The organism is Nocardia aurantia (genome assembly GCF_009604425.1).
In the GTDB taxonomy this organism is placed as follows: domain Bacteria; phylum Actinomycetota; class Actinomycetes; order Mycobacteriales; family Mycobacteriaceae; genus Nocardia; species Nocardia aurantia.
Genome location: NZ_WEGI01000008.1, coordinates 1 through 17300, shown reverse-complemented (window position 1 = coordinate 17300; position 17300 = coordinate 1). Strand labels below are relative to the sequence as shown.

Here is a 17300-nt window from a genome sequence, read left to right as displayed (position 1 = left end):
GTCCACCAGTGTTCCGGCGAACCGGCATACGCGCCATCGGGGTTGTCCCCCAATAACGCGGGGCAGCGCCGCCGCCGGACGTTCGCGGTGACCCTCGCGAGCCCGCGGTTTGTATGCTGGTCGGCATGGTTCTGCTCGTGCTGGCCCTGTGTAGCGCCGTTGCCACCGCGGTGCTCGTGCGCCGCGGCGTGCTGCGCTGGGCGGGCGGGCTGGCGCTGACCGTCGTCGCCCTGCTCACCGCCGGCGTGGCGGAACTCACCGACAATGTGGTCGACCGCGACGGGATGACCGAGATCGATGCGACCACCCTCGACTGGCTGATCCCGCATCGCACCGGATGGCTGACGGCGGTCGCGAAGGCGATCAGTGATCTGGGTGACACCCCCACGATGGCCGCGGTGGCCGTGGCCGCCTGCGCGTGGTTCGCCTACCGGCGGCGTTGGCCGCAGTTCCTGCTGACCGGCGTCGCGGCGGCGGGTGCGGGCATCATCGTGCTCGCGCTGAAGACGATCGTCGGCCGGCAGCGCCCGCCGGTGATGGACCGCCTGGTCACCGAGACCAATCAGTCGTATCCGTCCGGCCACACCCTCGGCTCGACCGTCGTGGTCGGCGTGCTGACCGCCCTCGTGGTACTCGCGCTGCGACGCCGGGCCGCGCAGGTCGCGGTCGCGACCGCCGCGGCGGCGTTCGTGCTTCTGGTGGGTGTCTCGCGGCTGTATCTGGGCGTGCACTGGCCCACCGATGTCCTGGCGGGCTGGGCGATCGGCACACTGTGGTCGACGGTGTGCGTGGCCGGCTACCTGCGACTGCGGCGACCGGCCCCGGCCGGCACCGCGCAACCGGCCTAGTTCAGTGGTCGGGGCTCCGGCTGATGGGTCAGCGCCGGAGTCACACCCGGATGGTTCAGTGACGCGGACTGACCGCCGTTCGACATCGCGCCGATGATGGCCAGCACGATCAGCAACAGCACCACGACCACCGCGATAATCCCGATGATCAACCCGCCGTTCGACTTCCGCCGCTGCGGCGCCGGCCGCGGCTGGTAGTACGAACCGCCGGACTGGGGTTGCGGATAGCGCGGCGCCGACTGGTACACGGGTTGCGCCGCCGGGGTCGGCGGCCGCATCGGCTGCGGAATCGGATTTCCCGGACCGGTCATCGGCCGCGGCGCGATCGGATTGGCGGGCCCCGTCGAGGGCCGCGGCGCCACCGAATGCCCGGGTCCGGTGGACGGGATGCCATGCCCAGGCCCGGTGGACGGGATGCCATGCCCAGGCCCGGTGGACGGGATGCCATGCCCAGGCCCGGTGGACGGGATGCCATGCCCAGGCCCGGTGGACGGGATGCCATGCCCGGGTCCGGTGGACGGGATGCCATGCCCAGGCCCGGTGGACGGGATGCCGTGCCCAGGCCCTGTGGACGGCATCCCGTGCGTCGGCATGCCGATGGTCGGCATCGACGGACCGGTGGCCGGCCGCGGCGCAACCTGCACGTGCGGCGCGCTGGACTGCGCGAGCGCTCGCCGCGCGGCGGCGGCGAATTCGGCGCAGGTGCCGAACCGTTCGTCGGGCCGCTTCGACATCGCCTTGACCAGAACGCCGTCCAGCGCCGGCGGCAGCCCGGACCGCACACTGCTCAACGTCGGCGGCGGCGACTGCAGATGCCCGCGGATGACCGCCGCCGGATTCGGCGCGGAGAACGGCCCGCTGCCGGTGAGCAGCCAGAACAGGCTGCACGCCAGCGAATACTGGTCGGCGCGGCCGTCCAGCGAGGCGCCGGTGAGCTGTTCCGGCGAGGCGTACGCCAGCGTCGCGGTGAAGGTACCGGTCTGGGTGAGATGGCCGCCGTCGTCACGCAGCCGCGCGATGCCGAAGTCGGTGAGATAGACCCGCTCGCCCTTGCCGCCGGTCGACCGCGCGAGCAGCATGTTGGCCGGTTTCACGTCGCGGTGCAGCACTCCGTTGCGGTGGGCGTAGTCCAGCGCCTCGGCGACCTCGGCGATGATCTGCACCGCCCGCTCCGGCGGCAACCGCTTCGGATCCACACTGGCGGCATCGATACCGTCGATGAACTGCATGGAGATCCACAGCTGCCCGTCCTCGAGCCCACGGTCGTAGACGGTGACGATGTTCGGATGGTCCAGTTGCGCGACCAGATCCGCCTCGCGCTCGAAGCGCGCGCGAATCTCGTGGTCGGACACCATCTCCCGATTCAGCAGCTTCAACGCCGTCATCCGGGGCAGGCGAGGGTGCTTGGCCAGGTACACCTGGCCCATACCGCCACGGCCGAGCAGCCGCTCGATGACATACCCAGCGAAAACGTCACCGTTGGTCTGCATCCCCGCTCCCACTTCCGGTGCCACACATCCGCCGCCGATGCGCGGCAGTACCGCACGAACAACCGGCCGTCGGCACTGCCGACCGCCGAACACGGCAACCATACAACGCGTCCGGGGTCCGGTGGGCGGTGGTCACCGTCCTTTCACAACCGCGACCGACTGCCACCACGCGGATCCGCAGGACAACGAAGCTTGGTACAAGCTGTAGATCCGCTGTGGACAGCGCGGTCCCGGCTACTCGCGGAGTTCCGTCATTGTCGCATGTGAGACAGGCCCTTCCGCCGATCCCGGCGCTCCCGGCACCCGCACAGCGGTCGCGCCGCCGCCCGGATCCGACCACCGACCGGTCCGTTCGGAGCGGGGGTGACGAGTTGTCGGTGGTACCCGATACGCTCCTCCGCATGCGAATTGGTGCCCACGTCCGGCAAGACAGTGACCCGATCGGTTTCGGTGAACAGCTCGGAGCCGAGGTCATCCAGCTTTTCGTGGTGGATCCGCAGAGCTGGGACAAACCCCAGCCGCATCCCCGGGCGGCGGAGATCAAGGCCAGCCCGATCGACGTGGTGGTCCACTCCTCGTACCAGATCAACGTGGCCAGCACGAACAATCGGCTGCGCATGCCCTCCCGCAACGCGGTCGCCCAGCAGGCGAAGGCCGCGGCCGACCTCGGCGCCTTCGGCCTGGTCGTGCACGGCGGCCACGTCCGGTCCGATGCCGAGATCGAGGCCGGAATCGTCAACTGGCGCAAGCTGTTCGAGCGTCAGGAGGAGAAGGGCGGGTTCGCCGTCCCGATCATCGTGGAGAACACCGCGGGCGGAAATCACGCCATGGCAAGGCATTTCGATTCGATCGGCCGCCTGTGGGAGGCGATCGGCGATTTCGGCGCCGGTTTCTGCCTGGACACCTGCCACGCCTGGGCCGGCGGGGAGGAACTCGTCGGGGTCGTCGACCGGATCAAGGGAATCACCGGCCGAATCGACCTGGTGCACCTGAATTCCTCACGCGACGAGTTCAATTCCGGAGCCGACCGGCACGCCAACTTCTCGGAGGGCACCATCGACCCACAACTGCTGGCGGAGGTCTGCCGCACCGCCGGCGCACCCGTGGTCCTGGAGACCCCGAGCGAGGGCATGGCCGAGGATCTCGCCTACCTGCGCGAGCACCTCGGCTGAGTCCCGAGTACTCGGTCAGGGCCGCGAGTGCCTCGCGGCACCGAGGTGGTGGAGGTGGAATCCATGGCGACTCAGGAGATCGAGCTCGGGGAGCATCCAGCCGAGCACGGGATCACCGAGTACGAACCGATCTCACCGAACTGATCGTGCAGCTCAGGCACGACAGCCCGAGCCACTTCCTGGTGCCAGCCATTCATCGCAATCGGTTGAGTCGCGAGCATCCCGGCAGAGCCGCAAGCGCCCTGGCAGAGCCGCACGCACCCGGCAGAGCCGCACGCGCTCCAGCTGAACCGCGGGTACCTCAGCTGAGCCGCGAACAACCCGGCGGAGTCGTCAGGCCGTCACCGCGTCGATCCCCGCGCGCAACACGTCCCGGGCCCGGTCGAGTTCGTCCGCACCGGCCGGGACACGTGGAAAGCCCTGCGGCAGTTCGGCCAGCACCGCGCCGACGATCTCGGCCCGGCGGCGGTACCGCTCCCGGGCCGGAAGGGTGAACAGGGCACGGACCAACTCATCGGCGGTCGCGAGATCGAAGACCGCTTCCCAGGCCGTGCGCTCCGGCCCGAAGCCGAATCCGGTTCGCGCCGAACGTGTTCGCGCGCGACCGGTCGCGCCGACGTCCACGCGGTCACCGTCGAGCACCACGCCGTACTCACCGGCCGCGGCCTCGGCCGACACCACCCCGCGCCGGACGTCACGCAGCACCGCCGCCGGATCGCGTTCGAACGGATCCCCGTAACCGCCGGCACCCGAGGTGCGCAGCGTGACGACATCGCCGCGCCGCAGCGGCAGCACATCCACCTTCGCGACCGCGACACCGTTGACCGACAGTCGGGCCGGAGCGCCGGGCCCGCCGCCGCGCACGCCCCACGGCCGGAAGCACTGCCGCTCCAGACCGCGCGCCAGCAACCGGGCCCCGTCGTCGAGCACCCGGAAGCTGAGTTCCAGCCCACAGCCGCCCCGCCAGCGCCCGGCCCCGCCGGAGTCCGGAATCAGGCCGTACCGCAGGATCTCCACCCCGATCTCGGTCTCGACGGTCTCCACCGGATTGTTGGAGAGGTTGGAGATCCCGCTGTCCCGGCCGTCCACCCCGTCGGCGCCGTACCGTGCCCCGGTACCGCCGACCATCGGTTCCAGCACCTGGACATTGTCCTGTTCGGCGACCACCACCGGTACCACGAGACCGCTCGACGCCGCCGGCAGCACTTCCGGGGCCGCGAGCCCGAGCGCCCCGCCGAGCGCGTCGTTGACCCGTGAGGCCGTCGCGTGCCGCACCCCGACCGCCGCCGGTCGCACGGCGTTGACGACGCTGCCCTCCGGCGTGTGCACACTGATCGGCCGCACCAGCCCCGCGTTGAGATCGATCGTCGGATCGAGGGTGCAGATCAGCGCGAGCACCCGGGTGGTGATCCACGCGTGCGGCCGGCCGAGGCTGGCGATGTTGAACGCCGCCGCGACCTGCGGATCGGTACCGGTGAAGTCCAGATGCAGATCCCCCGCGGTGAGGGTCGCGGTGACGGAGATCCGCACCGGGATCGGCGACACCGCGTCGTCGTCGAGATAGTCGACGAACCGGAACCGCCCGTCGGCCAGCGTCGCCAGCGCGGCACGCGCCTTCGCCGCCGTGTACTCGACCACATCGTCCTGCGCGGCGAGCACATCGCCGGCCCCGTGCCGCGCGATGACGGCGGCCAGCCCGGCCCGACCGGTACGCAAGGCGGCGATCATCGCCTGCAGATCACCCCGATTGGCCTCGGGCGTACGGGTATTCGCCGCGAGCAGCCGCTCCACGCTCTCGTCCGGCACTCCCGCCCGCACGAGCTTCACCGGCGGGATCTGCAACCCCTCCTGGAAGATCTCGTCGTTGGTCGGTGAGAGACTGCTCGGCACCCGGCCGCCGATATCGGAACAGTGGATGAAGGCCCACCCGTACCCGATCAGCTCACCGTCGTGGAAATACGGCGCGATGAGCTGGATGTCGGTGAGGTGCGTGGCCAGCCCGCCGGAGGTGAAGGGATCGTTGGTGATGATCACATCCCCGGGTTCCAGCGGTCCCACCGCCGCGGCCGCGGTGGCGACGTCGAGCCCGACGAAGCCGGACACCCCGATCCCGCGCGGATAGGCGAAGAACCCGCCGTCGGGAGAGGCCAGCGCACAACAGAAGTCCGCGGTCTCCTTGACATAGAGCGAGCGGCTGGTGCGCTGCAGGGTCAGGCACATCTCCTCGGCGAGCGCCGTGAACTTGTTGCCGATGATCTCCAGCGTGACCGGATCGAGTTTCATCGCCGCACCCGCAGATTGCCGAATGCGTCCACGGTCACCGTCCAGCCTCCCGGCACGACCACGGTGGTGTCCTCCTGTTCCACGATCGCGGGCCCGTCGAACCGATCCCCGGCCCGCAGACTCACCCGCTGCACTACTCGCGCCGACACCCACTCCCCGCCGAGGAACACAGGCCGCGAATCGACATCCGGCGGCCCTGCGACAGCACTATTCGATTCCGGCGCAACAGTTTCGGTTGCGGACGTCGCGCGACCGGCCAGTGGCCCGATCACGGTGAGCCGCGCGGTCCCCAGGCGGATCGGCGCGTCCGGATCCCGGAACCCGTACAGCCGTTCGTGTTCCGCGTGCAGCGCCTCGGCGACGGCGGCCACGGTCAATTCGTCCAGCGGCACCCGCAATTCGAAGGCCTGCCCGTGATAGCTCAGATCCGCGGCGACCGTCAGCCGCGGCTCACCGGTCGAAACCCCTTGTTCGGCAAGCCAACTCCGGCCCTGCTGCTCCAGATCGGCGAAGATCTCCCGCAGCCGCGCGATGCCGTCCTCGTCCAGCGGCCGCCGGAGGCTGCGCGCGAAGTCGCGCCGCAGATCGGCTGTCGCCGCACCCAGTGCGCAGAAGGTCGCGGCGGCGGGCGGGATCACGATCTCGGTGATGCCGACCTCCTCGGCGAGCGCCGCGGCGTGGGTGGGCCCGGCCCCGCCGAACGGCACCAACGTGAATTCCGCCGGATCGAAACCGCGCTGCACCAACACCTTCTGGAGTTCCACGGCCATACCCGCGGTGGCGATCCGCAAGGCGGCAGCGGCGGCGCCGAGGCCGTCCAGCCCGAGCGCGGCGCCCACCGCACCCAGCGCCCGATCGGCCGCCTCGGCGTCCAGCGTCATACGCCCACCGAGAAACCCTGTCGGAGAGAGCAATCCGGTGCGCAGATAACAGTCGGTCACGGTCGGCCGGGTACCACCGCGCCCGTACGCGGCCGGCCCCGGATCGGCACCGGCACTCTCCGGCCCGACCTTCAGCAGCCCCTGATCATCAACGCGCACAACCGATCCACCACCCGCGCCGATGGCGTCGACCGCCACCACCGGCAGCACCAGCGGCAGTCCGCCGATCGTGGTGCCGGTGGTGATCTCCGGAACACCCGCCACCGCGACGGAGATATCGCTGCTGGTACCACCCATGTCGAAGGTGACCAGCCGCTCGATCCCCGTCTCCGCGGCGAGTGCGGCCGCGGCCGTCACCCCGGACGCGGGCCCGGACAACACCGTCTCCAACGGCCGCTCATCGGCGCCGCGCAGGCTCAGCGCACCTCCGTTGGATCCGGTGATCGTCACCGGCGCCGTGATCCCCAGTTCGGCGAGCCGCTGCTCCAGCCGCGCGAAATAGGCGTGCATCAGCGGCTGGATATAGGCATTGAGGCAGGTGACCAGCGTGCGCTCGTATTCCCGCACCTCCGGCCACACCGTCGCCGACGCCGCCACCTCGGTACCGGGCAACAGTGCCGCCAGCCGCGCGGCCACCCCCGCCTCGAAAGCCGGATCGGTGTGCGCGTGCAGCACCACGACGGCCACCGCGTCGGCATCGATACCGCTTGCGGCCGTAGCCAATTCATCGTCCGAGGGAATCCGCGCCGGTGTGCCGTCCGGCCGCAGCCGGGCGGGCAACTCCACCACCGATTCCCGCGGCACCAGCGGCTCCTCCTTGGCCGCGTGCAGGTCGAACGACGACGGCATCCGGCTGCGCCCGATCTCCAGGATGTCCCGATACCCCTCGGTCACCGCCAGCGCCAACCGCGCCCCGCGCCGCTGGATGATGGTGTTGAGCCCGATGGTCGTGCCGTGCGCCACGGCCCCGAACTCACTCGGCGCGATCCCCGCCTGCGCGGCGATGGCCGCCAGCCCGCGCGCGACGGCGACGGTCGGATCGTCCGGCGTGCTGGGCTCCTTGTGGTGCAGCACCCGGCCGGGCAGCACCAGCACGAAATCGGTGAACGTCCCACCGACATCGATGCCCGCGCGCGCCGTGTTCGGAGGGATCGGCGATCGAGAGGTCACAACAGCTCCGACAGACGTACGAACCGTTCCAGCACCAGCATCACCACGACGCTGACGAGCAACAGCAGGGTGGACACCGCCGCGACCGACGGATCCAGTTCGAACTGGACCGCGGAGTAGATCCGCAACGGCACGGTGGTCGTGTTGGCGCCCGCGACCAGGGCCGTGATGGCCACCTCCCCCAGCGAGGTCACGGCGGCGAAGACCGCGCCGGCGATGATGCCGGGCCGCAGCAGCGGCAGCGTCACCGTCCGGAACACCCGGGCCCGGCCCGCCCCCAGACTCGCGGCGGCCCGTTCCAGCGTCGGATCGAGTCCGGCCGCGCTGACCAGCGTCGCCCGCACCACATACGGCAGCGCGATCAGCGAGTGCGCCAGCCACAGCCCGGTGATGGTGTTGGTCAGGTGCAGGCCTTGCAGGTAGTACAGCAACCCGAGCGCGACGATGATCTCCGGAACCAGCAACGGGCTCAACGCGATTCCGGACAGCACCCCGCGCCCGGGAAACGCGCCGCGCGCCAGCCCGTAGGCGGCCGCGGTCCCGATCACCACAGTGGTCAGCACCACCGACACCAGCAGCAGCCCGGACAGCTGGAACGACACCAGCCAGTCCCGCGACGACAGCACCGACGAATACCACCGCAGCGAGAAGCCCGACGGCGGGAACGCCACCGAATCCGCGGCGTTGAACGAGGCCACCACCAGCACCACCAGCGGCGCCAGCAGGAAGACGAACACCAGCGCGACCGCGATCCGCCCGCACCACCTCCCGATCCGGCCCGCGACGGACGCGCCCGGCCACCGGCTAGCCATGCAGCCTCCGTGCCCACCACCGCAGCCCGCCGCCGAACAGCGCGGTACACACGCCGGTCAGGACGAGCAGGACGAAACTCAGCGCCGCCGCCATCGGATAGTCGTACACACTCGACACCTGGTCGTAGATCCGGATCCCGGCGAGCGGCTGATTGGTCCCGCCGATCAGCCGCGGCGTGATGTAGATGCCCATCGACAGCGCGAAGACGATCAGCACCCCGGCCGCGATGCCCGGCAGGCTCAACGGCACGGTGACCCGCCAGAACGTGCGGACCGGTCCCGCACCGAGCGACAACGAGGCCCGGGTCAGATTCGGTTCGATCCCGCGCAGCGCGGTGGTCAGCGGAATGATCGCGAACGGCAACAGCACGTGGGTCACCGACACCACCACCGCGAGCGTGCTGCCGAGCAGATGCGCGGGCTGCGACCGCAGCCCCGACCCGGCCAGGATCCGATTCACCAATCCGTTGCCGGACAACAGGATCGACCATCCGTAGCTGCGCACCACCACGCTGGTCAACAGCGGTGACACCACGATCAGCAGCAGCAGTGTCCGCACCACGCCGGGCCGCCGGTGCGCCAGCACGTAGGCGGCGGGGTATCCGAGCACCAGGCACAAGGCCGTCACCACCAGCGCGACCAGCACGCTGTGCACCAGTGCCTGCGAGAAGAAGGATTCGGCGAACACCCGGCGGTACTGCCCGGCGGTGAATCCCGGTTCGGCCTGCCCGTATTCGTCCACCGGCCGGAAACTCATGATCAGCATCCGGATCATCGGCAGCACGAGCATCAGCAGCAGGAAGATCACCAGCGGCAGTACCAGTCCCGCGCCCCGCCACCGGCCCGGGCGCGCGGACGTCACCGCGTCACCCGAGGACGATGACATCGTCGTCCTCCCAGCTCACGGTGACCGAATCACCCACCGCCGGAGCGTGTTCCGCGCGCGCCGACAGCGACAGTCCGCCGGCCAGTTCGAGTTCGAGCTGCCAGCCGTCGCCGAGGAAAGAGCGCACCCGCACGGTCGCCTCCGGCCACGACCCGGCGGCCGCGCCGAGCCTGACCCGTTCGGGTCGCACCGCGACGGTCACCGCGCCGCCGCGATCCCCGTGCCAGGGAATCCGCACCGCGCCGACGGTCAGCATCCCGTCGCTCGCGCGACCGTCGAGTATGTTTGCGGCGCCGAGGAATTCGGCCACGAACCGGGTCGCGGGCGCCTGGTACACCGTCTCGGGCGTGCCGACCTGTTCCACCCGTCCCGCGTTCATCACCGCGATCCGGTCGGACAGCGACAGCGCCTCCTCCTGGTCGTGCGTGACGAACACCATCGTGATGCCCAGCCGCTGCTGTAGCGCGCGCAGCTCGACCCGCATCTCCCGGCGCAGTTTCGCGTCGAGGTTCGACAGCGGCTCGTCGAGCAGCACCAGTTCCGGCCGGATCGCCAGCGCCCGCGCGACGGCCACCCGTTGCTGCTGCCCGCCGGACAGCTGCCGCGGCCGCCGATCCGCATACCCGGCGAGGTCGACCAGCCGCAGCGCCTCCTCCACCCGTTGCGCGCGTTCGGCTTTCGGGATCCGCCGCGCCTTCAGCCCGTAGGCGACGTTGTCGGCGACGCTCAGGTGCGGGAACAGCGCGTAGTTCTGGAACACCAGCCCCAGCCCGCGCAGATGCGGCGGCACCTCGGTCAGGTCCGCGCCCGCCAGCCGGATCGTGCCGGAATCCGGCCGGACGAAGCCGGCCAGCGTGTTGAGCAGTGTGGTCTTACCGCAACCGCTGGGCCCGAGCACGGACAGGAACTCACCGCGCGCCACGGTCAGCCGGTCCACATCCAGTACCCCGTGCCCGTCGTAACCGGCCGTCAGGCCGGCGATCTCGAGATGATCGCCGGCCCGCGGTGCTTCGTGGTGCTCGCTCACCCGAAGATCTGGTTCCATCGCTGCTGCCAGCGGTTCAGGTTCGGCGTGGCCGTGTTGTAGTCGACCCAGGTGAAGGTCTTGTACACGTCCTCACCGTGCTTGATCTTGGCCTCGAAGTCGGCGTTGTAGGCGATGGTGTTGTTGCCCGCGCCGTAGAACGTGGCCTCCGCGAACGGCTTCTGATGAACCGCTGCGGTCAGGTAGTTCAGGAACTTGTACACCTGATCGCTGTGTGTGGTCCCGGCCGGCACATAGTACGAGGTCAGCGCGCCGACAGCGCCCGAGGTCGGATAGCTGAACCCGATCGGCTGACCGGCCTTCGACATGGCCAGCGCGCGGCCGTCCCAGTAGGGCACCAGCCAGGCGTCGCCGTTCTGCACGGCGGTGGCGACGCTGCCGGCGTCTGCCGGGAAGGAGGACACGCAGCCCTTCAGCTTCGCCAGCTCGGCGAACGCCTTGTCGACGGCGGCCGGATCGGCCAGCGTGCCGCCCTCGCTGTGCACCAGCGCCGAGAAGAACTGCATGCCGGCGTTGTAGGTCAGCGGGGCCAGCGCGATATGCCCGCAGTAGGCCGGGTCGAAGACGTCCTTCCAGTCCGCCGGCGCGGTGGTGATCTTGTCCGTGCGGTACAGCCAGCCCAGGGATCCGGTGGTCAGCGGGGCGCCGTACGCCTTGCCGTCGACCACGGACTGCTGGATCAGCGTGTTGGACAACTGATTCCACGCGGGGATCTTCCCGGTGTCCAGCGGTTGCAGCAGGTTGCCGCCGACCGCCGCGCGCACCGATTCCGAGGTGAAGGCGACGAGGTCGAACGGCGGATTCTTCCCGCCCGCGGCCCGCAGTTTGGTCAGCCAGTCGGCGTCCGCGCCCAGCACCAGGTTGACCTTGATGCCGGTGTCCTTCTCGAACGGCTCGACGAAGGCGGATTTGAACGCCTCGCTCCACGCGCCGGCGAAGGCGGTCACCGTGATGGATCCACCGGAGTCGCCGTTTCCGCCGGTACTTCCGGTATTCACCGAGCAGGCCGCGGCGAACAGAGCTGTCGTCGCGGCCAGAATCGCGCCTACGCGCTTGAACATCATGCGTCGTCCTCAGGCCGAGAGGGATCCGGCGGGCCGGATCCAGGGTTGCCGCTGACGAAAATAACACCGATCGGTCTGATCGAAATTCGCCACCGCCTCCCTTCGGATTACCAGAACGTTGCCGGGCCTCGCCCGGCGAGCCTCGTATCCCCTGGTGAAGGCTGTGTGCACCGATCCGTGGCGACGCACCCCCTGGTTTCGATCCCGCTGACGGTAATCCTGGCCCGCGGCCGCCGCCCGGTGGTGTGCTCGACGGCGGCACTACCCGTCGAGGAAAGGACGCCCATGTCCGTCGAATCCGCCACCGAACCGTTCGAGGTCGTCAAACTCGGCAAGCACATCGGCGCTCGCATCGAGGGAGTCCGGCTCGGGGGCGATCTGCAGCCGGAGACGGTCGAGCGCATCCGCGCCGCGCTCAACGAGCACAAGGTGATCTTCTTCCGCGGCCAGCGGCACCTGACCGAGGACGGCCAGCACGAGTTCGCGCAGTTGCTCGGCACGCCCACCACGCCGCATCCCACGGTGAAGTCGCACGGCGTGAAGACCCTGGCGATCGACTCCCACCACGGCCGCGCCAACAGCTGGCACGCCGATGTCACCTTCGTCGACCGTCCGCCGAAGGCCTCGATCCTGCGCGCGGTCGAACTGCCCGGCTACGGCGGATCGACCACCTGGGCCTCGACCGTGGCGGCGTACAACGCGCTGCCGGAACCGCTGAAGCGGCTGGCCGAATCGCTGCGCGCCCGGCACACCAACCGGTACGACTACGCCGCGCAGCACGCGGTCGAGCAGCGCCTGCAGGCCGTGTCGGACGAGGTGGCACAGAACGTGAAAGCGTATCGGGAGGAGTTCGTCTCCACCAATTACGAGACCGAACATCCCGTGGTCCGGGTGCATCCGGAGACCGGCGAGCGCGCGCTGCTGCTCGGCCATTTCGTCGCCGATTTCGTCGGCCTGTCCAGCACCGAATCGCAGACGCTGTACAAGCTGTTCCAGGACCGGGTGATCCGCCTCGAGCACACCACCCGCTGGAACTGGGAGCTGGGCGACGTGGCGATCTGGGACAACCGCTCCACCCAGCACTACGCGATCGACGACTACGACGCGAGCGAGCACCGCAAGCTGACCCGGATCACCCTGGCCGGCGACATCCCGGTCGGCATCGACGGCGTGCCGAGCAGAATTCTCGCCGGCGACGCCACCGACTACTCGATCGTCGAGGAAGCAGGTTCCGCGGCGGCCTGAGCGCCGTCGCGACCACCCGACCGCGCCCGTCCCGCGGTCGCGGCGGGGAACCCGGGAGACGGCGCCGATACCCGTCCTCTCATCGGCCGATCCCGGGTTCCCCGCCAAAACCCTGACCCCTACTCCCCCTCCACGAGTTGCCGAGGCGCCGCCTGCCGCCACGAATCCACCACGATGTCCCGCAACTCGCCCCGATCCTCCAACGCGGCCAACCGAACCCGAACCCAGGCATTCCACGCCTCGTGCGGCGCGATCCAGAACTTCTCCGGTTCCGCGAGCACCAACTCGTCCCGATCGACGATCGGGCACCGCACCGCCATCGACGTCTCCCCCTCCGGCAACGTGAGGAACAGCTTCCCCGCCACCCGGAAGATCGGCATCCCCCAGGCGAACTGCTCCACCGTCTCCGGCAGCTCCGACACCAGCCGCCGGACATCGTCCCCGCTCAGACTCATACCCGGATCCTGCCAGGGAGTACCGACAGATTCCCGCCGGCGATCCCGGGCGCCGGGTCAGGTGTCGCGGGCCTGCAGATGGCTCGGCAGCACACACACCTCGTCCAGTCCGAAGACCCGGTTGAGCCGGCCGAAGCCGAGCCACGAGCCCAGGCACATGGTGAGTTCCACGGCCTCCCGCTGGGAGTAGTTCGCCAGGAACCGATCCCAGAACTCATCATCGATGCCGTGGTGGTCGAGGGCGTACCGCTCGGCGTACTCGGCCGCCAGCCGGGTCCGGTCGTCGAAGAGATCCGTTGTGCGCCAATCGGTCACCGCGTCGGCGAATTCCGCTTCGACCTTCACCCCGTTCCGGTCGGTCCGCCAGTCCTGGCAGAACAGGCACCCGTTGATCTGTGCGATGCGCAGCCGCGCGGCCTCGAACTCGCGCAGTCCCAGCGTGCTGTGCGCGTAGACGGCCATCGCGAATTTGCCTGCGGCGGGCCCGATCCCGGGCACCATCTCGCCCCAGACATAGTCGATCGGATCGCGACCCACCGGCACGTCGATGTTCATGTCCTGCTCCTTCCGAACAGCCCGGCCGGTGGTCGCACCGGAACGTCCAGCGCGTCGTAGAGGCCGGGCTCGGCCTCCACCAGCCAGTCGATCGCACCCACGAGACGTCCCACCGCCGTGGCGTTTCCGCCCGCGGAGCGGTTGCCGCCCTCGTCGGTGGCGGCCACGGTCACCTCGATGCGCGGCCGGCCCTCGATGATCACCCGGTGCGCGCCGTCGCCGTCCGGCGGCGACGGCCAGTCCGGCGCGCACGCCGGATCGATCCGCGTGACATGCTCGATCACCAGCCGCGGCACGCCGTCGACGATCCCCTGCACCTCGAATCGCACGGCTCCCTGTGTGCCGGAAGCGAATTCACCCATCCGCTCGGTCACGACGGTGCGCTCCAGAACCCGCCGCTGCAACGTCTCCCGAATCTCGTCCAGCGGCGCCCCGAGCGCCCGGGCCAGCAGCCGAATCTGCCCGCCCCACACCATGGTCGGCACGCCGGCCGCCAGCATCGGCGGTTCGTACTCCAGCGGCTGCCCCATCCCGACCAGATACCGCACGGAACCCGGCTGGTCGTAGGTGGTGTAGTCGAAGATCTCCTGACACCGGACGACATCGATCGCCCCGCCCAGCCCGCTCATCAGCAACGGCAGCACATCGTTGCCCCACCCCGGATCCACCCCCGACACGAACAACGACCCACCCCCGGCCGCGATCGCCGCCAGCACCCGCTCCCGATCCTCGTCCGGAGCGCTGCGATGGTCATAGAACGCGTACAGCGCGGGCGTCACCACCACGGCCCCGGCCCGGATCGCCGTGATCACATCGCCCAGCGCCGCGTCCGGCCGAATATCCCCGGAGGCCGCGTACACCACCGCGCCCGGTCCCGACCGCAGCACGGCCTCGACGTCGTCGGTCGCCGCGACACCCAATGCGGTTCCCGCATCGGCCAATTCGCCCGCGTCCCGCCCGACCTTGAGGGGATCGTGCACGAGCACGGCGGCCAGCGACAACGCCGGATGCGCGGCCACCGCACGGATGGCGGCCCGGCCGACATTGCCGGTGCCCCAGACGACCGTGGGGATCATCGATCGAATGTAGCAAGCGCTTGGTCGAGCACAGGCCGAAACGGCCGGATCAGCGCGGAACCGGCCGGACCAGCACCTCCTGCGCGGTACTCGCCACCAGATGCCCCGCGAGATCGTGCAACGTCCCGTGCACCAGCGCCCGATGCCCCGACACCGCCCCGATCCGCTGCGTGTACCGATGCCACTCGTCGAACCGCACCGCACGATGCACCCAGATCGAATGATCCAAGCTCAGACCCACGAATCCACGATGATCCACCGGCTCCGGATGATTCCGGAAAGCCATGTCCAGCAACAGATAATCACTGGCGTACGCGAGCATCGCGATATGCGCCACCGGCCGATCCCCGATCCCCCGCGGCAACCGCATCCAGTGCGCACGTACACCCGAATCCCGCCCCGGCACAACGAAAGTGGGCGCCTCCCCGATCCGCATCTCCACCGGCGGCGGCATATCGATCCACTTCCGCGCGGTCGGCCGCATCGCCTCCGGCGCGTACGCCACCCACTGCTGCAACAGCGGCAGCTCCTCCGGCCGCACTTCCCCCGAAGGCGCCTCGAACAGTTCGGGTTCCGCCGGATTCGCATGGAAAGACGCGATCGCGGTGAGTATCTCGCGCCCCGCCTGCCGCACGGTCACCTGCCGAGTCGACATCGACCGCCCGTCCCGGGTGCGCTCGACGGAAAGATGCAGAGGCACCTCCGGATCCCCACTCCGCACGAAATAGGCATGCAGAGAATGCGGCAACTGTCCGTCGACGGTGCTCGCGGCCGCGAGCATCGCCTGAGCCAGCAACTGCCCACCGAAGGCCCGCCCGAACCGACTGTGTTCATTGCCCGCCCGGAACTCGTTCTCCCCCAACGTCTCCAGTCGCAGCGCCCCTTCCAGATCGTCCAGCGAGTCCAGAATCGCCCGTTCCAACGCCACCCCGGACCCCCGCAGCGGCTCCGCCGGTTCGAGCCGAGTCGCCGTCATCGCCGCTCCTCCGGAACCCGGTACCCGCCCCGGGTCAGCAACCGCACCGGATCGCTTCCGTCCCACCCCGCACAGGTCTCGGAAGTCGCCCGCACCTGCTCGAGAAACCGCGGTGTGCTCTCCACGATCTCGGCATAGAAGCCGAACTCCGCTGCGGTATCCACATAGGCCACCCGGAAACTGCCGGCCAGACTCTCGGCCACCACCGAATACCCGAGCTTTCGCAACCCGGCCACCTTACCGTCGTAATCGCTTGTCACCGTAGCAATCTGATGAAACGCAAAAGTCCCGCCCCGGCTCCACTCCCAAAAAATGCTCGGCGTCTCACAATGCTGCTGAATCAACTCGATCTGCACCGGCCCCGCCTGCGCCACCGCCACCTGCAACCGAATCACTTGCTCCCCCTCCCCGTACCGCGCCCGCTGCCCGACCGCCGGCAACACATGGAACGGCCCGACCCCGAACGCCGCCACCCACCGCTCGGCAGCCACAACCACATCGTCCACCACATGCCCGAGCTGAATGAACCGGGACTTCCCCTCCGGCCATGACTGCTCGAACAGCGGCGGAACCAGCACACCCGGCAGCACGGAAACCATAGGGGACCTCACTGTCTACGAACATCGGTGATCGAAGTCACCTGGAAGATCAACGTATCCGACCGCCGAAGGATCGGACTTCGGCCAGGCACGAAGGGCCAGGCCACAACAAGATTGGGGGCGGCCCGAAGGCGTCCTGGACCACCCTACGAGATATCCTCCACGAACCTCGGTATGTACTCTCCCTACCAACTCGAGCTGCACGCTCGCCAGGCACCGTAACCGCGCGTGCGCAATCGGCTGTCGTCTGCGATTCGAGTGCGCCCTTGCACGGGGATGGGCTGTCGATCAGCCCCCTGGGCAGTTGCCACCAGTGATGGGACAGATGTCCAGGCTGTACTCGCGCGTCGCGAACATGCGGCTGAGCGCGTTCTGCAGAACGTCAGCTCGAAATTCGGGATCGACGCGGCGGGCCAGAACGACTACGGTCACCTCCGCCGCACCCGCCCGGAGCAGAGCTGCCGCAGCGGATTGCGCGTGTCCGCCCTGCACCCATGTGTCATCGAACACGACAATATGACGTCCAGCTACAGAATGTGGGTCGGCTAGAACAAAGTGGTCCGGATGAGTCTTGCGGCGCTCGGCAGGAGGAACCTGAGCGGAGGTCAGGACGATCGGGACTGCTGCAGGTATAGGTGACAACCGAGTTGGCTTGCCTTCGGGCGGGCTGGAAGGATGTCGCTGTGGCCAAGCCTTACCCCCGCGAGTTCCGGGACGATGTCGTCCGGGTGGCCCGCAACCGT

At 69.3% G+C, this 17300-nt stretch carries 15 protein-coding genes and 1 pseudogene; 4 read left to right on the top strand and 12 right to left on the bottom strand.

Annotation, left to right across the window (positions count from 1 at the left end):
- The first annotated feature begins 125 nt into the window (after positions 1 to 125).
- Complete coding sequence (locus NRB56_RS18590) at positions 126 to 848, top strand: phosphatase PAP2 family protein (protein WP_194290904.1); 723 nt, start codon at positions 126 to 128, stop codon at positions 846 to 848.
- Here the strand turns inward: NRB56_RS18590 and NRB56_RS39760 are convergent.
- The gene (locus NRB56_RS39760; RefSeq protein WP_153343946.1) at positions 845 to 2338 is read right to left on the bottom strand and encodes a serine/threonine-protein kinase; all 1494 of its coding nucleotides are present in this window, start codon (positions 2336 to 2338) and stop codon (positions 845 to 847) included. The genes NRB56_RS18590 and NRB56_RS39760 overlap by 4 nt on opposite strands.
- Before the next feature lie 401 nt (positions 2339 to 2739).
- Between NRB56_RS39760 and NRB56_RS18580 the strand changes: the two genes are divergently transcribed.
- Both NRB56_RS18580 and NRB56_RS39105 read left to right on the top strand, forming a co-directional pair.
- Entirely contained in the window at positions 2740 to 3510 is a 771-nt protein-coding gene (locus NRB56_RS18580) for a deoxyribonuclease IV (protein WP_153343944.1), read from the top strand.
- Positions 3511 to 3552: 42 nt separating this feature from the next.
- A pseudogene (locus tag NRB56_RS39105) lies at positions 3553 to 3716 on the top strand ((4Fe-4S)-binding protein); the annotation flags it as partial.
- A 127-nt stretch (positions 3717 to 3843) separates the two neighbouring features.
- On the opposite strand, the gene NRB56_RS18575 reads toward NRB56_RS39105, so the two are convergent.
- The 6 genes from NRB56_RS18575 to NRB56_RS18550 are packed head-to-tail and all read right to left on the bottom strand — an operon-like array spanning position 3844 to position 11651.
- Positions 3844 to 5793 carry a hydantoinase B/oxoprolinase family protein gene (locus NRB56_RS18575; protein WP_153343942.1) on the bottom strand — a complete coding sequence of 650 codons (1950 nt, stop codon included), beginning with the start codon at positions 5791 to 5793 and terminating at the stop codon, positions 3844 to 3846.
- Complete coding sequence (locus NRB56_RS18570) at positions 5790 to 7844, bottom strand: hydantoinase/oxoprolinase family protein (RefSeq protein ID WP_319943182.1); 2055 nt, start codon at positions 7842 to 7844, stop codon at positions 5790 to 5792. Before NRB56_RS18570 ends, NRB56_RS18575 begins: the two co-directional genes overlap by 4 nt.
- On the bottom strand, positions 7841 to 8656 hold the full coding sequence (locus tag NRB56_RS18565) for an ABC transporter permease (protein ID WP_153343940.1): 816 nt from the start codon (positions 8654 to 8656) through the stop codon (positions 7841 to 7843). The genes NRB56_RS18570 and NRB56_RS18565 overlap by 4 nt, the downstream gene beginning before the upstream one ends.
- Positions 8649 to 9542, bottom strand: coding sequence for an ABC transporter permease (locus NRB56_RS18560; RefSeq protein ID WP_153343938.1), 894 nt, complete (start codon positions 9540 to 9542; stop codon positions 8649 to 8651). The genes NRB56_RS18565 and NRB56_RS18560 overlap by 8 nt, the downstream gene beginning before the upstream one ends.
- The gene (locus NRB56_RS18555; RefSeq protein WP_319943181.1) at positions 9523 to 10569 is read right to left on the bottom strand and encodes an ABC transporter ATP-binding protein; all 1047 of its coding nucleotides are present in this window, start codon (positions 10567 to 10569) and stop codon (positions 9523 to 9525) included. The genes NRB56_RS18560 and NRB56_RS18555 overlap by 20 nt, the downstream gene beginning before the upstream one ends.
- Positions 10566 to 11651: an ABC transporter substrate-binding protein gene (locus NRB56_RS18550; RefSeq protein WP_153343936.1), complete on the bottom strand. Its 1086-nt coding sequence runs from the start codon at positions 11649 to 11651 to the stop codon at positions 10566 to 10568. The genes NRB56_RS18555 and NRB56_RS18550 overlap by 4 nt, the downstream gene beginning before the upstream one ends.
- A gap of 285 nt (positions 11652 to 11936) precedes the next feature.
- Here NRB56_RS18550 and NRB56_RS18545 point away from each other — a divergent pair, with 285 nt between their 5' ends.
- The gene (locus NRB56_RS18545; RefSeq protein ID WP_153343934.1) at positions 11937 to 12896 is read left to right on the top strand and encodes a TauD/TfdA dioxygenase family protein; all 960 of its coding nucleotides are present in this window, start codon (positions 11937 to 11939) and stop codon (positions 12894 to 12896) included.
- A gap of 119 nt (positions 12897 to 13015) precedes the next feature.
- On the opposite strand, the gene NRB56_RS18540 is transcribed toward NRB56_RS18545, so the two are convergent.
- The 5 genes from NRB56_RS18540 to NRB56_RS18520 are packed head-to-tail and all read right to left on the bottom strand — an operon-like array spanning position 13016 to position 16548.
- A complete protein-coding gene (locus tag NRB56_RS18540; protein ID WP_153343932.1) occupies positions 13016 to 13351 on the bottom strand; it encodes an MmcQ/YjbR family DNA-binding protein in 336 nt (111 codons plus the stop codon).
- 57 nt (positions 13352 to 13408) lie between these two features.
- Positions 13409 to 13906 (bottom strand): carboxymuconolactone decarboxylase family protein, encoded by a 498-nt coding sequence (locus NRB56_RS18535; RefSeq protein WP_153343930.1) that lies wholly within the window; start codon positions 13904 to 13906, stop codon positions 13409 to 13411.
- Positions 13903 to 14982: an NAD(P)H-dependent amine dehydrogenase family protein gene (locus NRB56_RS18530; RefSeq protein WP_153343929.1), complete on the bottom strand. Its 1080-nt coding sequence runs from the start codon at positions 14980 to 14982 to the stop codon at positions 13903 to 13905. The genes NRB56_RS18535 and NRB56_RS18530 overlap by 4 nt, the downstream gene beginning before the upstream one ends.
- A gap of 49 nt (positions 14983 to 15031) precedes the next feature.
- Entirely contained in the window at positions 15032 to 15958 is a 927-nt protein-coding gene (locus tag NRB56_RS18525; RefSeq protein WP_153343927.1) for an acyl-CoA thioesterase, read from the bottom strand.
- Positions 15955 to 16548, bottom strand: a complete 594-nt coding sequence (locus NRB56_RS18520) for a VOC family protein (RefSeq protein WP_406603502.1) — start codon at positions 16546 to 16548, stop codon at positions 15955 to 15957. Before NRB56_RS18520 ends, NRB56_RS18525 begins: the two co-directional genes overlap by 4 nt.
- Positions 16549 to 17300 lie beyond the last annotated feature (752 nt).

Excerpts from the sequence above, each read along its gene's own strand:
- NRB56_RS18590 (WP_194290904.1), top strand. The coding sequence starts at position 126 with ATGGTTCTGCTCGTGCTGGCCCTGTGTAGCGCCGTTGCCACCGCGGTG.
- NRB56_RS39760 (WP_153343946.1), bottom strand. The coding sequence starts at position 2,338 with ATGCAGACCAACGGTGACGTTTTCGCTGGGTATGTCATCGAGCGGCTG.
- NRB56_RS18580 (WP_153343944.1), top strand. The coding sequence starts at position 2,740 with ATGCGAATTGGTGCCCACGTCCGGCAAGACAGTGACCCGATCGGTTTC.
- NRB56_RS18575 (WP_153343942.1), bottom strand. The coding sequence starts at position 5,793 with ATGAAACTCGATCCGGTCACGCTGGAGATCATCGGCAACAAGTTCACG.
- NRB56_RS18565 (WP_153343940.1), bottom strand. The coding sequence starts at position 8,656 with ATGGCTAGCCGGTGGCCGGGCGCGTCCGTCGCGGGCCGGATCGGGAGG.
- NRB56_RS18560 (WP_153343938.1), bottom strand. The coding sequence starts at position 9,542 with ATGTCATCGTCCTCGGGTGACGCGGTGACGTCCGCGCGCCCGGGCCGG.
- NRB56_RS18550 (WP_153343936.1), bottom strand. The coding sequence starts at position 11,651 with ATGATGTTCAAGCGCGTAGGCGCGATTCTGGCCGCGACGACAGCTCTG.
- NRB56_RS18545 (WP_153343934.1), top strand. The coding sequence starts at position 11,937 with ATGTCCGTCGAATCCGCCACCGAACCGTTCGAGGTCGTCAAACTCGGC.
- NRB56_RS18540 (WP_153343932.1), bottom strand. The coding sequence starts at position 13,351 with ATGAGTCTGAGCGGGGACGATGTCCGGCGGCTGGTGTCGGAGCTGCCG.
- NRB56_RS18535 (WP_153343930.1), bottom strand. The coding sequence starts at position 13,906 with ATGAACATCGACGTGCCGGTGGGTCGCGATCCGATCGACTATGTCTGG.
- NRB56_RS18530 (WP_153343929.1), bottom strand. The coding sequence starts at position 14,982 with ATGATCCCCACGGTCGTCTGGGGCACCGGCAATGTCGGCCGGGCCGCC.
- NRB56_RS18525 (WP_153343927.1), bottom strand. The coding sequence starts at position 15,958 with ATGACGGCGACTCGGCTCGAACCGGCGGAGCCGCTGCGGGGGTCCGGG.